12 protein-coding genes are annotated in these 15,929 nt (G+C 43.9%); 7 read left to right on the forward strand and 5 right to left on the reverse strand.

What is annotated here, in order from left to right; all coding sequences use genetic code 11:
- Nucleotides 1-3 precede the first annotated feature (3 nt).
- Nucleotides 4-1,050 carry a siderophore ABC transporter substrate-binding protein gene (locus tag M0N77_RS02115; protein ID WP_353103097.1) on the reverse strand — a complete coding sequence of 349 codons (1,047 nt, stop codon included), beginning with the start codon at nucleotides 1,048-1,050 and terminating at the stop codon, nucleotides 4-6.
- A gap of 481 nt (nucleotides 1,051-1,531) precedes the next feature.
- Here M0N77_RS02115 and M0N77_RS02120 point away from each other — a divergent pair, with 481 nt between their 5' ends.
- From M0N77_RS02120 to M0N77_RS02135, 4 genes are all read left to right on the forward strand, one after another.
- The gene (locus M0N77_RS02120; protein WP_353103099.1) at nucleotides 1,532-2,530 is read left to right on the forward strand and encodes a TonB family protein; all 999 of its coding nucleotides are present in this window, start codon (nucleotides 1,532-1,534) and stop codon (nucleotides 2,528-2,530) included.
- Between the two features lie 78 nt (nucleotides 2,531-2,608).
- Entirely contained in the window at nucleotides 2,609-3,280 is a 672-nt protein-coding gene (locus tag M0N77_RS02125; protein WP_353103101.1) for a MotA/TolQ/ExbB proton channel family protein, read from the forward strand.
- Nucleotides 3,281-3,362: 82 nt separating this feature from the next.
- Nucleotides 3,363-3,764: a biopolymer transporter ExbD gene (locus M0N77_RS02130; protein ID WP_353103103.1), complete on the forward strand. Its 402-nt coding sequence runs from the start codon at nucleotides 3,363-3,365 to the stop codon at nucleotides 3,762-3,764.
- A gap of 215 nt (nucleotides 3,765-3,979) precedes the next feature.
- Complete coding sequence (locus tag M0N77_RS02135) at nucleotides 3,980-5,149, forward strand: hypothetical protein (RefSeq protein ID WP_353103105.1); 1,170 nt, start codon at nucleotides 3,980-3,982, stop codon at nucleotides 5,147-5,149.
- A gap of 160 nt (nucleotides 5,150-5,309) precedes the next feature.
- Here M0N77_RS02135 and M0N77_RS02140 read toward each other — a convergent pair whose 3' ends face one another.
- A complete protein-coding gene (locus M0N77_RS02140) occupies nucleotides 5,310-5,849 on the reverse strand; it encodes a DUF2799 domain-containing protein (RefSeq protein WP_353103107.1) in 540 nt (179 codons plus the stop codon).
- A gap of 279 nt (nucleotides 5,850-6,128) precedes the next feature.
- Between M0N77_RS02140 and M0N77_RS02145 the strand changes: the two genes are divergently transcribed.
- On the forward strand, nucleotides 6,129-6,830 hold the full coding sequence (locus M0N77_RS02145; RefSeq protein ID WP_353103109.1) for a hypothetical protein: 702 nt from the start codon (nucleotides 6,129-6,131) through the stop codon (nucleotides 6,828-6,830).
- Nucleotides 6,831-7,048: 218 nt separating this feature from the next.
- Nucleotides 7,049-9,838, forward strand: coding sequence for a type I DNA topoisomerase (gene topA / locus M0N77_RS02150; protein ID WP_353103111.1), 2,790 nt, complete (start codon nucleotides 7,049-7,051; stop codon nucleotides 9,836-9,838).
- Nucleotides 9,839-9,987: 149 nt separating this feature from the next.
- Here topA and M0N77_RS02155 read toward each other — a convergent pair whose 3' ends face one another.
- From M0N77_RS02155 to M0N77_RS02165, 3 genes are all read right to left on the reverse strand, one after another.
- Nucleotides 9,988-10,545: a superoxide dismutase family protein gene (locus M0N77_RS02155; protein WP_353103113.1), complete on the reverse strand. Its 558-nt coding sequence runs from the start codon at nucleotides 10,543-10,545 to the stop codon at nucleotides 9,988-9,990.
- A gap of 319 nt (nucleotides 10,546-10,864) precedes the next feature.
- The gene (gene lon, locus M0N77_RS02160; protein ID WP_353103114.1) at nucleotides 10,865-13,384 is read right to left on the reverse strand and encodes an endopeptidase La; all 2,520 of its coding nucleotides are present in this window, start codon (nucleotides 13,382-13,384) and stop codon (nucleotides 10,865-10,867) included.
- 165 nt (nucleotides 13,385-13,549) lie between these two features.
- Nucleotides 13,550-14,251, reverse strand: a complete 702-nt coding sequence (locus M0N77_RS02165) for an IS1 family transposase (protein WP_353103116.1) — start codon at nucleotides 14,249-14,251, stop codon at nucleotides 13,550-13,552.
- A 265-nt stretch (nucleotides 14,252-14,516) separates the two neighbouring features.
- Here M0N77_RS02165 and M0N77_RS02170 point away from each other — a divergent pair, with 265 nt between their 5' ends.
- A complete protein-coding gene (locus M0N77_RS02170) occupies nucleotides 14,517-15,890 on the forward strand; it encodes a Na+/H+ antiporter family protein (RefSeq protein ID WP_353103118.1) in 1,374 nt (457 codons plus the stop codon).
- The last annotated feature ends 39 nt before the right edge of the window (nucleotides 15,891-15,929 follow it).

Here is a 15,929-nt window from a genome sequence, read left to right on the forward strand (position 1 = left end):
AGGTTACTGTGCTTTGGTAAAGGCGGTATTGATAGTGTCCAAATCCTTCATCCATTGATAGTAGCCGCCAAAAGCAAGATAGGAGTCTGGGCTTAGATAGACCACTTGATCTTTACTCCAAGCGCTTGTTTGCGCCACTAATGGATTGTTTAGTACCGCTTTAGCGCCAACGCTGTCCTCACCGATAGCCGCGCTACGATCTACTACAAACAACCAGTCCGGATTCATCTTTTGTATATACTCAAACGAGATTGGCTGACCATGAGCGGCGTCAGTAATTTGCTTATCCGCCATTGGCACCCCAAGCACATTATGAATAAAACCATATCTTGATTTGTCACCATAGGCCGACAGCTTATTGCCATTGACCATCACGACCAGGCCCGCTCCTTTATCTTGAGTGACTTTTTGAGTTTGAGCGATCTTATTATCGATATTTTGCTGTAGTTTTAGAGCTTCATCACTCTTGCCAAATAGCGCGCCTAAGTCGTGCAAGCGCTGTTTACTTGACTCATAAATGTTAGCTGTATCAATAGTCATATCGAGCGTCGGCGCAATAGTTGATAGCTCATGGTATTTCTCAGCCATACGAGAGCCAACTAAGATAGCTTGCGGCTGTATAGCATTTAACGCCTCAAGATCAGGCTCGAACACCGTGCCTACTTCTTCAGGGTCAGGCTGGTTTTTTGAGGATAAATTATCTAGTTTTAGACCGCTTGGTATACCAGTAACCGCCACATCGAGCGCAGCTAAGTCTTGTAATAGGCTCATGTCATAGACCACTATCGGTGAGGGATTCATTGGCAAAGTGACATCGCCTTTTACCGTATCAACATCGATAGTAGCTACAGAAACCGCATCGTTGTTAGCAACGTTTGAGGCGGCATCAGCCGTTTTATTCTCAACCTTAGTATCGTCTATATCAGTCTCACTAGAGTCAGGTGATGTACATCCTGTTAAGCTGATACTGACAAGTAACGCGGCGCTCATAGCCGCTAGTAACGGGCGTTTAAATAAAGGGCTTTGGGTCGTAATAGTAGGGTTAGACATAAGACACTCGGCAAATAGCAAATGATTATCGATACTACGGATACCCACATGACAAACAATATTATTGACAGTAAAAATAAAAAAGAGCGTGCTTAACGCTAGAATAGAAGCGCTAAAACAGTGCTCATTGTTTGAGAGTCAAAATATTAAAGATAAATCTATGGGTTAGCGTATGATGATAATCTTATTAATTATAAATAGTATTGGCTGATAATCACGATAAATCAGTCATAAAAAGCCATGATAAAGCAACACTGTAAAATTATCAATGATAATGGTTATCGTTTGTATTTTAGTTTGTATCTAGACAGGAATATCTCATAGCGCACTAATTTTTATTGATAATGGTTATCGTTTGTATTATCATCATACCAACTTTAATCAGCCAAAATTCTCATAGCTGCGACTTATACCTATGAATAGTAGCGAATTTAAAATCAACAAATTCAAAACAGAACTTTAGATAAAGCAGTAGGATGTTATGGGTTCAGAAAACTTAAACGCGCCGCCTTACCGAGTGATATTGATTATTATCAGTGTGGTGGTAAGCTTGCACATCTTGACTGCTGTAGCGATAGTGATGGTACAGCCGCCAGCTATTAGTGAAGAGGAAAAGCAGATAGAGCCTATTGAGATCCAATTACTCACTTTGCCTGCTGAGACTCCAAAGCCAATGGTAGAAAAAGCGGTAGCCAAGCCAGTGCCTAAATCTGTGCAACCGCCTCAAAAGGCTAGTGAACCACTTAAAGCAAAGAGTAAGCCTAAGCTTGCGGACACTGTTAAACCAAAAGCAGTCGTAGAGCCAAAACCAGCTTCTGAGGTTGTATCAAAGCCTGTAAAGCCTAAAGTGGATAAAGCTGAGGCGGATAAGCCTGTTGAAGTCAAAAAAGTAGTAGAACTGCAGCCAACACCTAAAGTTGAGACTATTACCTCAACTAAACTTGCTGAGCAACAAGCCGAGCAGCAGCGTCAAAAAGTGTTAGCAGCGCAGGCTCATGCCAAAGCTATGCAGCAAGCACAGCAGCGCCAAGCAGAGCTAGAGGCGCAAAGAGCGGCGCAAGCTGAACGCGAAGCACAAGCAGCTGCCACGGCTAAAGCGGCGAGAGAGGCGGCCGAAAAAGCGGCACAACTTGCTAAAGAGCAGGCGGCAAAAGCAGCTGCCGAAAAAGCTAAAGCTGCCAGTAGTGAGCCTGTTAGCTATGGCGCTATAGGGAATTCTAGTTGGTTAAGAGAACCTATATTTACCTCTATCAAAAACAAAGACTATGGTTTTAAAGGGACTGAGGTTTCAATTACGGTAAGTATGTCGGTAGATGCCAATGGTACTATAGGAAATATCAAAATATCCAAGTCCTCAGGCAATCACAAATTTGATAGAGACTTTATAAGAGCCTTATCAAACGCTAAGCTTAATCCGGCAACTAGAGATAATACTCCGGTTAAAAGTACCGCCATTTTACCGTTTCGTATGACTTTATAATCATAGGTATGAGGCAAAACGCTATAACTAGTTATGCTATAACTATTGAGAATCATCCAAATATCAAAGGAGTCTAAGATGGACTTTATGAACTATTGGCAAATAAGCGATATTGTCACCAAGACTCTATTTTTCTTATTATTAGCTTTATCAGTAGTCTCGTGGGTGACCGGTATCATACGGGTCATGCAAAGTCGCAAATTAGCCATGACAGTCGCTGATGATTTGACTCAGCAAGTACAAGCCAAGCGTCCTAACTTAGTAACCTCTGACGCTGCTACTCGGCGTTTAGTGACCGAGCAAGCTTTGCTCAAGCATATTGGTCGTTATCGCTTTGCTAGTGAGCGCGGCCTGCCTATCTTGGGTACTACTGCCGCCATCGCGCCTTTTATCGGACTGTTCGGTACAGTGTGGGGTATTTTTCATGCGCTGCATAATATTGGTAGCACCGGTCAAGCAGGTCTTGCGCAAGTCGCAGGGCCGGTAGGCGAGGCTTTGATTATGACCGGTTTGGGTATCGCCGTTGCCATTCCGGCAGTAGTATTTTATAACCTTACCGTGCGTATCAACCGCCGGGTTATGTATCAAGCCAATGACCGAGCTCATGACTTATTGGCGCAGTCGGCTACTATGACAGAGGCTTCTACTACGGATGTTGCCAAAGGTAAAGAAACATCAGTGGCTAGTTCTGTTAATACAGCCTCAAAGTCAAACGCTTCTTATTCTGCAGCTTCGGCTTCACAGGTATAGCAAAAGCTTACTTTGGCAAAATAACCATAGCGCTGGATTAAAATGGCTAGCTTAACCTATCTTATATTAACTAGAGACAATTATGGCCTTTCAATTAGGAGACGATGACGCTCAAGGTATGAATGAGATGAACCTTATTCCGCTGATTGATGTCATGCTAGTGTTGATGATTATTTTTTTATTGACAGCGACGGTGCTCAATCCGACAGTGCCACTAGACTTGCCAAAGACTAGCGCTACTGTCAACGAGACGCCGCCTGAGGTAATCCAGATCAGTATTGATAAAGATGCTGAATTGTTTTGGGATGATAAGTCTATCAGTATGGAGGCTTTGCAAGCGCGTTTGCAACAAGAGGCAAATGCGGGTAAAGAGCCATCAATACAGCTACGAGCGGACAAAGACAGCAAGTACGATACGGTAGCGCAAGTATTAGCAGCTACTAGTCAGGCAGGATTAACTAAGATTGCATTCGTTAACCAATAAGTTATCTGCAGCCTTGCAAGTTATAATAATAAAAATAGTTGAAATTAGTATTATTCTCCACACCCTGCTAGTGAAATGCTAGTAGGGTTTTTTTTAGTGTTCAAAAATGGTGCGGGTAAATCTGAACAACCTACTCATTTGCTACTACTATAGATCATCGCTATCATTGGTCATGGGATTAACGACAAGTCACACTAGCTACTGATTAGGAAGTTATGAGTGTAATAACTATCACTGTGCCATCACGCAAAAGAGTATTTACCGTATTTATCATGGTAATAGGCTTGCACGTACTGACGGCCATTGTTTTGAGAAGTGTTGAGAGTCCAACCGCTATCACAAAGCCATTAATACAAACTACGCCAATCGATATCGAACTGATAACGCTAGCTAATCAATCAGAAGCTACAGTAGCTAAAGGTGGAGAGGCTGCGAAAAGTGCAGAAGCCCCAGAATCAAGCTTTGAATCAGTACCTAAAACCAAGACGCCAGAAGTTATAGCCTCTAATTCTAAGGTAGTAGAAAAAGAGACAGCAGCAGAAGTGATAGATAATGAAGTAGTAGAGGAAGTCATCGTAAATCCTGAAACTTCTACGACGGAAACTATAAACTCTAAAACTGTAGAGCCAACAGGGGTAATGTCAAAAACCACTGAACCTGCTGATGAATCTGCTACTGAGTTAGAGTTGTTATCAGGGACTACAGCAACCATAAAGACCACTATCAAAGAGTCAGCTAATGGTACGGACAATGCAAGTCAAGGTTTAGATGAAGAGGCTTTAAATGGCAGAGGTTTAGCTAAAAAGGGCGCATCTAAGGATGAGGGGAAATCACCTATTGCTGGTGGCTATGCTCCGTTTTCAATGGCACCGCAAAGCCCAATGGCAGGTAATATTATCACCAACAATAATACTTCTAATAAAAGCACGAGCTATCACAAGTCTATTACAGGTATAAAAAATAAACAGGGAACAAATCAAGGTGATAACAGTCGTGCTCTTATCAGCATCATACCAGCGTTACCCTTTGAGCATGAGTTAATCGATAGTAGCTATGCTATAACAGCAGATGATTGGCTAATAGCTCCTAGGTTTATGGTTGCTGACTTAGCTCAATATTTATTGGATAGTGGCTTTAATAATAACGGCAATAACCGCATTAATGATAATAAGAGTGAAAAAGAAAGGGTTAGTATCTACTTTAGTCTGTCAGTCGATGCTCAAGGACGAATAAAAGAGATTAGCACTATAATATCCTCTGGCAATGAAAAGCTTGATGAGGCCATAAAAGGCGATTTGCTAAAAGCTCGACTAAAAAGGTATGATAAAAACGGCAAGTCGCTGGCAGGTATAGCTACTTTAACCCTTGCAATTGATAGCCCCTAAGCTATAACAGCTAAGTTATAGCAATAAACCTGCTATATAAATGAGTAAGGCAATAACTAAAAATATCGTCAGTATGACAAGTAACACTACTAAAATAATAAGAATATTCTCCAAGGCAATTAATCATAATAGCTGACTTATACATTAAGCCGACTGACGCTTACCAGCCATAACCAAAGGGGCTATAAAAAGGACTATAACCAAAGCGGCCACCATAACCAAACGGATAGGGCGAGCGTAGATAATCAAGATCACGCTGACGAATATAATAGTAGCGTCCTTGCGAGTAGGCCTCTTCTAACTTCTCGATACCCTCAAGCGGACAAACGGGCTGCCAATCATAGCCTTCGCGGCCAAGCTTGTAGGCATTGAGCTCAGTACAGTAGCTCTTCAACCCTTGCTGACGACCTTGCTCCCACAACACTCTATTAGGGGTGGCGCCAACGACACTAGCGCATTGATTAGCATACTGACCAAAATAAGCACCAGAGCGCCCTTGCAAGCCATCCGCGTAGCCAACATCTTGCCAATTACTACTTTGACATTGCTCAGGCGTCAGAGCTTGAGTCGTTGCACACCCTGATAATACTAAGGCTAGCGCGCCAATAAGTGATAGGCTAATAGCGGTTTTTTGCTTAGTGCTAGAGACTAATAAAGAAGATATCGATGACATAGAGGCCATTTCAAAAAAAGAACTCATGTTGCACCTACTTACTCAAAATAGTTAAAGAATGGTTTATCATAGCATTTTTTGAGGAAATGACTTTTTGTATTGTGTTATCCAGAAGATGTTTTTGAGTAGCTAAGCTTTTGATATAAAAAGTATAATACACCTTTTTATACAGCTTAGCAGATGACCTATAATGCTAATCGTTAAGCTACTGAGCTTGATTTATTATCTTTTATACTCATTATGAGTAGCTAGATCAGGGCAGTATTGGTCTTTTATAAATTTAAATTAGCAAAAGGTTAGGTGGTTATGGGAATTTGGATTGCTATCCTTATTGTACTTTTTGTATTAGGGAGTATGATGGCGCTCAAGCCTAACGGTATCGATCAGCGTTTGGATAAGCTGCGTATGACTGCGCGGCGTTTGCAGCTCAATCCAAAACTAGTGGCTTGTCCAGATTGGCTACCTGGCCGCGATAACGAGCTGGGCCGCGGTATGATGGCACAGTACTGCTTAGTGTTAGAAGGAATACAGCTGCCTTATACCCGTTACCGAGTCGTCGATGGTCAGTGGCGAGCTGATAGTAATTTTGTAGATACTGATAGTGAGGCGACTAAGCTTACTATTCCAAGTGCTATTCGTAACTCACAAGGCAACGCTAACACGTTCTCCAAAAAGATAAACTTTAACTTCGATAAGACGCCATTAGAGCTACCGGCGAGTATAGAGCCTTTTGTAAAAGGCTTATGGACTAAAGCCAATAGTATTGTCATTTATTGGGAAGATATTGCTTATGTGCGTCCTATCAGCAATCCAAGCTATCGGGCTAAAACGATAGAAGAGGATTTATTAGCATTGAAGATGAAGCTTGAGCAGTGGGCTGAGCAGATGAAAAAAACAGCCAACCCTGCTGTGTATACTGATCATAGCTTCAACACCAATACTATGACTACAAGCGCGAATAGGGCGCATAATCCTTTTGATAGTGTTATCAATAGCAAGTTTGATTAGGGCTTTATTTTAAAAGTTGACATTTTGTCGCTTAGCAGTGTAACTTCTTTATAAGCCTAAATTTATCAGGCGAAGACATTTAATCGATATTTGCCAATTATTTTATAGTTTATACCTCTTTTATTGACAGCGATTACCACAAGCCAATGAGTACTAATAATAAGCTTGGCTGCCAATTTTTATCTCATTTTTATCCATTTATTATGGTGTCGTCAACTATGGCAAAAACCACAACCAAAAAATCCACTAAGTCTACAGCTAGCCAAACAGAAACTAGCGAAAAAGTGGCAAAGACTAAAGTAGCCTCCAAACCAGCCGCTAAAAAGCCCAGCAAAACCGCCACCAAAAAAGCGGCTAGTACCGAGACGGCTAGTAGTAGCGCTGGCTCAAAAGGTAAGTCCTTAGTCATTGTGGAGTCCCCTGCTAAGGCTAAAACGATCAATAAATATCTAGGTAACGATTTTGTTGTCCGCTCCAGTATTGGTCATGTGCGTGATCTCCCCGTAGGCGCGAGCAAAGGGGCCAAAAAAGCTGCAGCCAATAAAGATGATAGTCTGTCCAAAGAAGAAAAAGCGCAGCAAGCACTAGTACGGCGCATGGGCGTTGATCCTGAGCACGGTTGGGCGGCGGTTTATGAAGTATTGCCGAATAAAACCAAAGTTATCAAAGAGCTAAAAGCCTTAGCCAAAGACGCGGACAAAATCTATCTAGCAACGGATATGGATAGAGAGGGAGAAGCGATCGCTTGGCACCTCAAAGAAGTCATTGGCGGCGCAGATAGCAAATATGAGCGCGTGGTGTTTAATGAGATTACCAAAAACGCCATCCAAAACGCTTTTAAGCAGCCCTCCAAATTAGATATCGATCGCGTCAATGCCCAACAAGCCAGACGTTTTCTCGACAGAGTGGTGGGCTTTATGGTGTCGCCAATCCTTTGGCAAAAGGTGGCTCGTGGGCTGTCAGCAGGACGGGTACAGTCGGTCGCTATGCGATTGGTCGTTGAGCGCGAGCATGAGATTCGCGCTTTTATTCCAGAAGAATATTGGCAGATTCATGCCGATACCCATATCGATGAGGGCAAAAAGGCCAACAAAGCCGATGCTGACAATAACGAAAATAACATTCGACTAGAAGCGACTAAACAAAACGATAAAGCTCTTAAGCTGGTCAATAAAGAGCAGACCGATAAAGTGTTGGAGGTTCTCAAAACCAATGACTTTATTGTCAAAGAGCGTGAAGAAAAACCCACGCAGTCGCGCCCGAGTGCGCCTTTTATCACCTCAACGCTACAGCAAGCAGCGAGTACGCGCTTAGGGTTTTCAGTCAAAAAGACCATGATTTTAGCGCAGCGTCTCTATGAAGCCGGTCATATTACCTATATGCGTACCGACTCGACATTTTTGTCAGGAGATGCTTTGGCAGGGGCACGCGGCTTTATTGAAGACAGCTACGGCAAAAAGTACGTGCCCGAAAAGCCAAACTTCTACGGCAATAAGCAAAACGCGCAAGAGGCGCACGAAGCGATTCGTCCCTCTAACGTCAATATGAAATCCACGCAATTAAAAGGCGTAGAGCGTGATGCTATCCGCCTTTATGAGCTGATTTGGCGTCAGTTTGTCGCCTGTCAGATGATGCCTGCTAAGTATCTATCGGTGAATTTATTTGTTGAAGCGGGCAATGTTGAGCTAAAAGCTCGTGGCCGTACTATGACCTTTGATGGCTATACCCGTGTCATGCCGCCTGCTAAGGGCGATGATACGCTACTGCCAGATGTCAAAAAGGGCGATAAGCTGGCGCTCGATAAGCTTGATCCAAGCCAGCACTTCACCAAGCCGCCACCGCGTTATACGGAGGCAAGCCTAGTCAAAGAGCTTGAGAAAAAAGGGATCGGTCGTCCCTCGACTTATGCTTCTATCATCTCCACCATTCAAGATCGCGGTTATGTCAAGCTTGAGAACAAGCGCTTGTTTGCCGAAAAGATGGGCGATATTGTTACCGATAGACTGACCGATAGCTTCCCTGATTTGATGGATTACACCTTTACCGCCGCGCTTGAGGACAAGCTTGATCACGTCGCTGAGGGTGATACCGACTGGAAGGATGTGTTAGATAATTTTTATGGCGACTTTAAGAAAAAAGTTGAGCATGCCAAAGATAAAGATGGCATGCGTCCTAATGATCCTACTGATGTCCCTGATGTACACTGCGATTTATGCGATCGTCCGATGCAACTGCGCACCGGCTCGACCGGCGTATTCTTAGGCTGTACGGGCTATAATTTACCGCCAAAAGAGCGCTGCAAAGGTACTAAGAACCTAATGCCAGTCGAAGCATTTGCTAATCTTGATGATGGCGATACTGATGATGAGGCGGCAGAAGTCAAAGATCTAATGGAGAAAAAGCGCTGCCCGAAATGTGCGACTGCGATGAATGGCTATATCGTTGATGGCGGCTTAAAGCTGCACATTTGCGGCAATAATCCCGACTGCGATGGTTATATTTTGGAGGAAGGTAAGTTTGAAGTGCCTGGCTCTGACGCGCCAACCATTGATTGTGATAAATGTGATGGGCAGATGGAGCTTAAGACCGGACGCTTTGGACCGTATTTTGCATGCCAGAACTGCGATAACACGCGCAAAGTATTAAAGACGGGCGAGCCGGCACCGCCGCGTATGGAGCCTATTCATCTGCCGGAGCTAAAGTCAACCAAGCACGATGATTACTTTATCTTGCGCGAAGGGGCGGCTGGCATTTTCTTAGCGGCTTCAAAGTTCCCAAAAGTGCGCGAGACTCGTCCGCCAAAGCTTGCGGAGTTACGCGAGATCAAAGACAAAATGGAAGATAAGTTTCAGTATTTGTTTGAGGGGCCGGATGAAGACCCTGATGGCAATCCAACCATTTTGCGCTGGTCACGTAAGAAAAAAGAGCAATACATTGGCTCTGAGAAAAAAGGCAAGGCTACGCGCTGGGGTGTCTATTGGCGTAACGGCGAGTGGGTAGAGGAATAGCCAAGGTAGTAATGAATGCTAACAAGATCTTAATTATTGGCATTTATTATTTAACATTTATTGCTTATTATTCTAATTTGCGTAAAAAAGACCTCTTAGCTAGCTAAGAGGTCTTTTTTATACCAAAAATATTATATAAAGCACAAATATTATCTAGCTTCGATGATACCACAAGCTACACGCTCTCCAGCGTTACCAGCAGGCTGACTGACATAATCGTCTACACCGCCATGAACAATAAAGGCTAAGCGATTGACGCTATACTTGCCTGTTGGAGTAGCGGCTATTTTTTTACTGACATAGTTGATAGTCGCGACGCCATCTTCATTAGCCGTTAAGTTTGGCAGATCACCAGCATGGCCATTCATGTCATCTGGATTTGAGTGTGGGTTATTGTCAGGATTAAAATGACCACCTGCTGCTTTACCCATATCAGCACAGCTACCCGTCTCATGAATATGTAGGGCAACCGTTTTACCTGGCGCTAGACCCATAAGCTTACCATAAACTTGTACACCGCCATCTACTGGGCGCAAATACATCTGTCCTATCTCACGATTACTGGCATCGGTAGTCTTGATAACAGACTGTAGAACAGGCTGGTCTATAGGATTACCAGTTTGCAATTGTCCTTCAACTGTTTGACAACCTGTCATCGCCAAAGCTGAGCCACACAACAGCGCACTACCAAGCATTAACTTATTCATTTTTTTCTCCAAATTATTTATTTTATTTTTGAATTATTACAACATTCGTTGATGTCAAAAACAGTATAGCGAGACAATGCCCACAACTATTGGGCAAAAGCGCAACAATTGGTTAATAAATGTAAGTTATTGGAGTATAGTTTTAATGAATTTTTTATAAGCATTTTAATAATATTGCGAAGAAAGGTTGCGATATATAAGGGTAGTAAAGCTCTAACTAATAAAGACTGTCATTAAAAGTATTAAAAAAGCCGCTTACTCTAAAGTAAACGGCTCTCTTCAATTAAAATTTAATCAGCATTAAGTAAGCAAAATCAGCTTAGCTATGCAGCGACTGGTTAGAAGTAGTATCTACTGTAACCTTTGCAGGCTTAAGCGGTTTTGGCATACTGACCAACGCCGCTTTTAACACTTCATCAATCGTCGCTACTGGCTGAATGATCAGACCTTCCTTAACGTTATCCGGAATATCTGCCAAATCGCGCTCGTTACTCTCAGGGATCAACACGTGCTTGATACCGCCGCGATGCGCCGCGAGTAGCTTCTCTTTGAGACCACCGATACGCAGGATCTTACCGCGTAGGGTAATCTCACCTGTCATCGCAATGTCAGGACGAATAGCAATGCCGGTGATCGCTGAGACTAGCGCTGTAGTTAATGCGCCGCCCGCTGATGGACCATCTTTTGGCGTGGCACCCTCTGGCATATGCACGTGGACGTCGGTGGTCTTAAAGGTCTCATAATCGATACCTAAGCTATCACCGCGCGCTCGTACTACGCTCATCGCCGCACGAATCGACTCTTTCATCACATCACCCAAAGACCCTGTAAAGGCCAGCTCGCCTTTACCTTTCATCGCAACTGCTTCGATAGTTAATAACTCACCGCCGACTTGCGTCCAAGCAAGGCCCGTGACGCGGCCAATTTCAGCGTCTTTTTCAGCTAGACCGTAGTCGTACTGATGCACGCCTAGATAGTCATCGATATTGCTATCATCAACAACTACTAGCTGACGCTCGTCCTTTTTGGGAGCGCGAGCCCCATGGCTCTCAACCGAGCCGCGCACCACTTTACGGCAGATTTTATTCACTTCACGCTCAAGGTTACGTACGCCTGCTTCACGGGTATAGCTACGCACGATGCTATGCAATGCTGCCTCGACAATCTCAATCTCGCCTTCTTTTAGACCGTTTTGCTTGATCGCTTTCGGTACTAGATATTTTTGGGCGATATTGACCTTTTCTTCTTCGGTATAGCCTGGCAGACGAATCACTTCCATACGATCTAAGAGCGCAGGCGGGATATCCATACTATTCGCCGTACAGATGAACATCACTTGTGATAAGTCTAAGTCCATATCGAGGTAATGATCGTTAAAGCTATCATTTTGCGAGGGATCGAGTACTTCAAGCAGAGCAGATGCCGGATCACCGCGAAAGTCCTGCGCCATCTTATCGACTTCATCTAACAAGAACAGCGGGTTTTTGACTTCTACTTTGGCAAGCGACTGCACGATTTTACCGGGCATCGCACCGATATAAGTACGGCGGTGACCGCGAATCTCCGCTTCATCACGTACGCCGCCCAAAGCCATACGCACAAACTTACGACCCGTTGCCCGGGCGATAGATTCGCCTAAAGACGTTTTACCGACACCTGGAGGACCTACTAGGCACAGTATCGGACCACGCAGCTTTTTCACTCGCGACTGCACGGCGAGATACTCTAGGATACGATCTTTCACATCTTGCAAGCCATAATGATCTTCATCGAGCACGTTTTTGGCTTTTTCTAAATTGATCGACACCTTAGTAGTGGCATTCCACGGCGTATCCAATATCCACTCGATATAGTTGCGTACTACCGAAGACTCACTTGAAGCAGGCGGCATCATTTTGAGTTTTTTCAGCTCTTGCTCCGCTTTTTTGCGCACATCCTCTGGTAGGTCAGCGTCTTCTAAGCGCTGCTCAAGCTCGCCAATATCATCTTCGCCATCAAACGCGCCATCATGCATATCGGATAGCTCATTTTTAATCGCTTTCATCTTCTCATTTAAGAAGTATTCGCGCTGATTGTCTTCCATCTGCTGACGCACGGCGTCTTGAATATCTTGTTCAATATTCTGCTCGGCGCTTTGCTTGATGAGATATTCAGTCAAGGTATTGATATGAGTCTTGATATCATCTTCTTCTAAAAACGACTGCTTGATATCCAAATCCATCGAGACTCGAGTAGAGATGAAATAAATCAGCTCTAACAAATCATCGATACGCTTAGCCACGCGTGTCAACTCACGCGCATTACGCAAACGTGCGTCAGCATAGCTCTCAAATAGACCGGTTAAGGCTTTAATAGTGTTTTTTTGTTGAGACTCATCTAAGCTCACTTCTAAGTCGGCACGCTCAAAGCTTGCCATTAACACATCATCGGAGCTTTGCGCATGGTTTTCTATCGCATTAACACGCGCGCGGTACTGGCCTTCAATAAGCACTTTGATACAACTCTCATCGCTATCATGCGGCATAGTGCTGACGATACGGCACACAGTACCGTACTGATAAAGGTTATCTTGATCGATATCCTCAGTCAGTGAGTCTTTTTGCGCGACGACTAGCACTTTATCACCGTATTCTGCTTGTGCTAGCTCCACCGCTTTGACAGATGGCGCGCGGCCGACAAACAGCGCGATTTGCATGTGCGGATAAACGACAACGTCACGTAGTGCCAATAATGGCAAATAGTTGTTTGCGCCATTATCGAGCGCAGTGTCATCAGTATCAGGCGTTGCCGCTGAGATATCGATGTCGATGTTGTCTTTATCAATATTATAATCAGTCATATATTTAATCCTTAATTCACCAGACTTGCTAAGTCAAGTTAGTGTTTCATGATAGATAAATGGTGTTTTTAGACTAAATTGCAAGGCCAATCACTTAACGCAGTATAAATAAGTGTAAGACAGCTTATAAGGTTATTTGGTGGTGTTCTAAAAAGTATGCTGGCATCAGACGTAGCCATAATTGACATAAAAGAACACCAGATCGAATACTTTAAAGTGATTATCAAGCTTTTTTGAGAAGCAACAAGTCTTTCTAACCGCCCGACGCAATCGGTGTCTAAGACGGCAGTTATTGCCTTCTATATCTACCGTATGCTGTTTGCCAATTCGTTTGTTATCACTTTTAAAGGCGGTTATAAAACTGTCCCAGTTGTCCATACTGATAGAGCCATAGCTGACTGTAAGCTGCTTTAAACGTGTTCTTAACTTCTTAGCCGTTTTTAGGTCACGTTTGCCCCAGACATAAGCGACAATCTCATTAGTAGCACGGTCATAAGCGTAGATGAGCCAGACTTTACGCTTCTTGCGATACACGTAAGTCCAGAACTCATCAACCTCTAAGCGTTCATAATAGTGCTTCTTAGGTACAATCTTGTAAATGGATGAGCCTATGGTGCTAAGCACTTTTCCGATGCTAACCTTGGCTATAACGGCTATGTCTCTAACACCACAACCTCGGACAGTCATCAGTCGTATGAGATCTTCTATTCTAGAGTGACAGCCGTTATAGGTTACTGCATGATCGCCAATAAACTGACGTTTGCAGTCCTTACATTGGTAGTTCTGCTTGCCATAGCTTTTTATGCCATTTTTCTTTAGACTAAGACTGTGACAGTCGGGACAATTGATCTGTATTTGTGTCTTCATAACCTCAAATATATCATCTTGCTTCGGCTGTCACCCTTCCTTTATTACCCCAGCATACTTTTTGATACACCACCGGTTATTTTTATCCCTGATTAAAGCCTGAAATTAAAAGCTTAAACGCCTCTTTCTATCAAGCTATCAGCTTTTGTACATAGGCTTTATAGCTAGAATCAGGTAAACTAGCGCCCGTCTTACGTATAGGCTGTTATGTAAATTACAGAGCAGATCAAACCGTTAACTACTGAGAGTAAAAAGGGGCAAAAGTATGACCATCAACGCAGTGCTACTAGCGGTAGTCATTATGCTTGGACTATCACTGGCGCGAGTGCATGTGGTACTCAGTCTACTTATCGGTGCTATAGCAGGCGGGCTGCTGGCAGGTTTGGGTATTACCGAGACCTTAGAGGCCTTTCAAGAAGGCATTCGTAATGGCGCGCAAATAGCGCTATCTTATGCACTATTAGGCGCTTTTGCAGTAGCGATTGCTCATTCAGGCTTGCCGCAATCGTTAGCAGGTGCCGTGATTAAACGCATTGACGCTGGCGGCCCGGGTATAAAAGCAAGTGGCATGATTAAGTACACGCTATTTGCAGGCTTAGTATTAATGAGCTGCTTTAGCCAAAACTTAATTCCCATTCACATTGCCTTTATTCCACTATTAGTACCGCCTTTGCTACTTGCCTTCAATCGCATACAAATTGATCGTAGGCTCATTGCTTGTCTGATTACCTTTGGCCTTGTCACCACTTATATGTTCATCCCTTATGGCTTTGGTGATATTTATCTCAATCAGATTATGCTAAAAAACGTCGGTGAAGCCGGTATTGATATCACGGATATCTCAGTGACCAAAGCGATGGCGATTCCAGCACTTGGAATGTTTGTAGGGCTACTGACAGCGATATTTATTAGCTATCGCAAGCCGCGTCACTATCAGCAAGTGGCTATCAATGCTGATGCGCGCGATGCGGTAATCGAAGGCGATGATTTAAGTAAAGCAGCTTCTAATGCTGAAGCGCAAAGCAAACTTAAAACCTTGGTAGCACTAGCAGCGATCGTCACCGCTTTTGTGGTGCAGCTCTATACCGATTCGCTATTGCTTGGCTCAATGTTTGGCTTTGGCGTGTTTATGGCGACCGGCGTAGTCAAATGGCGTGATGCCGATACGGTATTTAATGACGGTATCAAGCTGATGGCGATGATTGGCTTTATTATGATTACCGCGCAAGGCTTTGCTGAGGTGATGAAAGCGACGGGAGAGATTGCACCGCTTATTGATGGCGCAACCAACCTGTTCGCTGGTAATAAAGCCATTGCTGCGCTAGTGATGCTCAGCATCGGTTTAGTGGTGACAATGGGTATTGGCTCATCCTTCTCCACTATTCCGATTATTGCCGCTATTTATGTGCCGCTATGTATCTCGTTAGGGTTTTCGCCGCTAGCGACGGTCGCCATTATCGGCACCGCAGGGGCGCTGGGCGATGCCGGCTCGCCCGCCTCAGATTCTACCCTTGGGCCAACCTCCGGTCTAAATGTCGATGGTCAGCATGATCATATCAAGGACAGCGTGGTGCCGACTTTTATTCATTACAATATTCCACTACTGGCGTTTGGCTGGATTGCGGCGATGGTGTTGTAGAGGTATCATTGATTGAAAATGCACAATAAACAATAGGAT

The organism is Psychrobacter sp. AH5 (assembly GCF_040371085.1).
Lineage (GTDB): Bacteria > Pseudomonadota > Gammaproteobacteria > Pseudomonadales > Moraxellaceae > Psychrobacter.

Bases quoted from the DNA above. Each gene is read 5' to 3' on its own strand.
- M0N77_RS02165 (WP_353103116.1), bottom strand. From the start codon at position 14,251: ATGAAGACACAAATACAGATCAATTGTCCCGACTGTCACAGTCTTAGT.
- M0N77_RS02130 (WP_353103103.1), top strand. From the start codon at position 3,363: ATGGCCTTTCAATTAGGAGACGATGACGCTCAAGGTATGAATGAGATG.
- M0N77_RS02120 (WP_353103099.1), top strand. From the start codon at position 1,532: ATGGGTTCAGAAAACTTAAACGCGCCGCCTTACCGAGTGATATTGATT.
- M0N77_RS02135 (WP_353103105.1), top strand. From the start codon at position 3,980: ATGAGTGTAATAACTATCACTGTGCCATCACGCAAAAGAGTATTTACC.
- M0N77_RS02145 (WP_353103109.1), top strand. From the start codon at position 6,129: ATGGGAATTTGGATTGCTATCCTTATTGTACTTTTTGTATTAGGGAGT.
- M0N77_RS02155 (WP_353103113.1), bottom strand. From the start codon at position 10,545: ATGAATAAGTTAATGCTTGGTAGTGCGCTGTTGTGTGGCTCAGCTTTG.
- M0N77_RS02140 (WP_353103107.1), bottom strand. From the start codon at position 5,849: ATGAGTTCTTTTTTTGAAATGGCCTCTATGTCATCGATATCTTCTTTA.
- topA (WP_353103111.1), top strand. From the start codon at position 7,049: ATGGCAAAAACCACAACCAAAAAATCCACTAAGTCTACAGCTAGCCAA.
- M0N77_RS02170 (WP_353103118.1), top strand. From the start codon at position 14,517: ATGACCATCAACGCAGTGCTACTAGCGGTAGTCATTATGCTTGGACTA.
- lon (WP_353103114.1), bottom strand. From the start codon at position 13,384: ATGACTGATTATAATATTGATAAAGACAACATCGACATCGATATCTCA.
- M0N77_RS02115 (WP_353103097.1), bottom strand. From the start codon at position 1,050: ATGTCTAACCCTACTATTACGACCCAAAGCCCTTTATTTAAACGCCCG.
- M0N77_RS02125 (WP_353103101.1), top strand. From the start codon at position 2,609: ATGGACTTTATGAACTATTGGCAAATAAGCGATATTGTCACCAAGACT.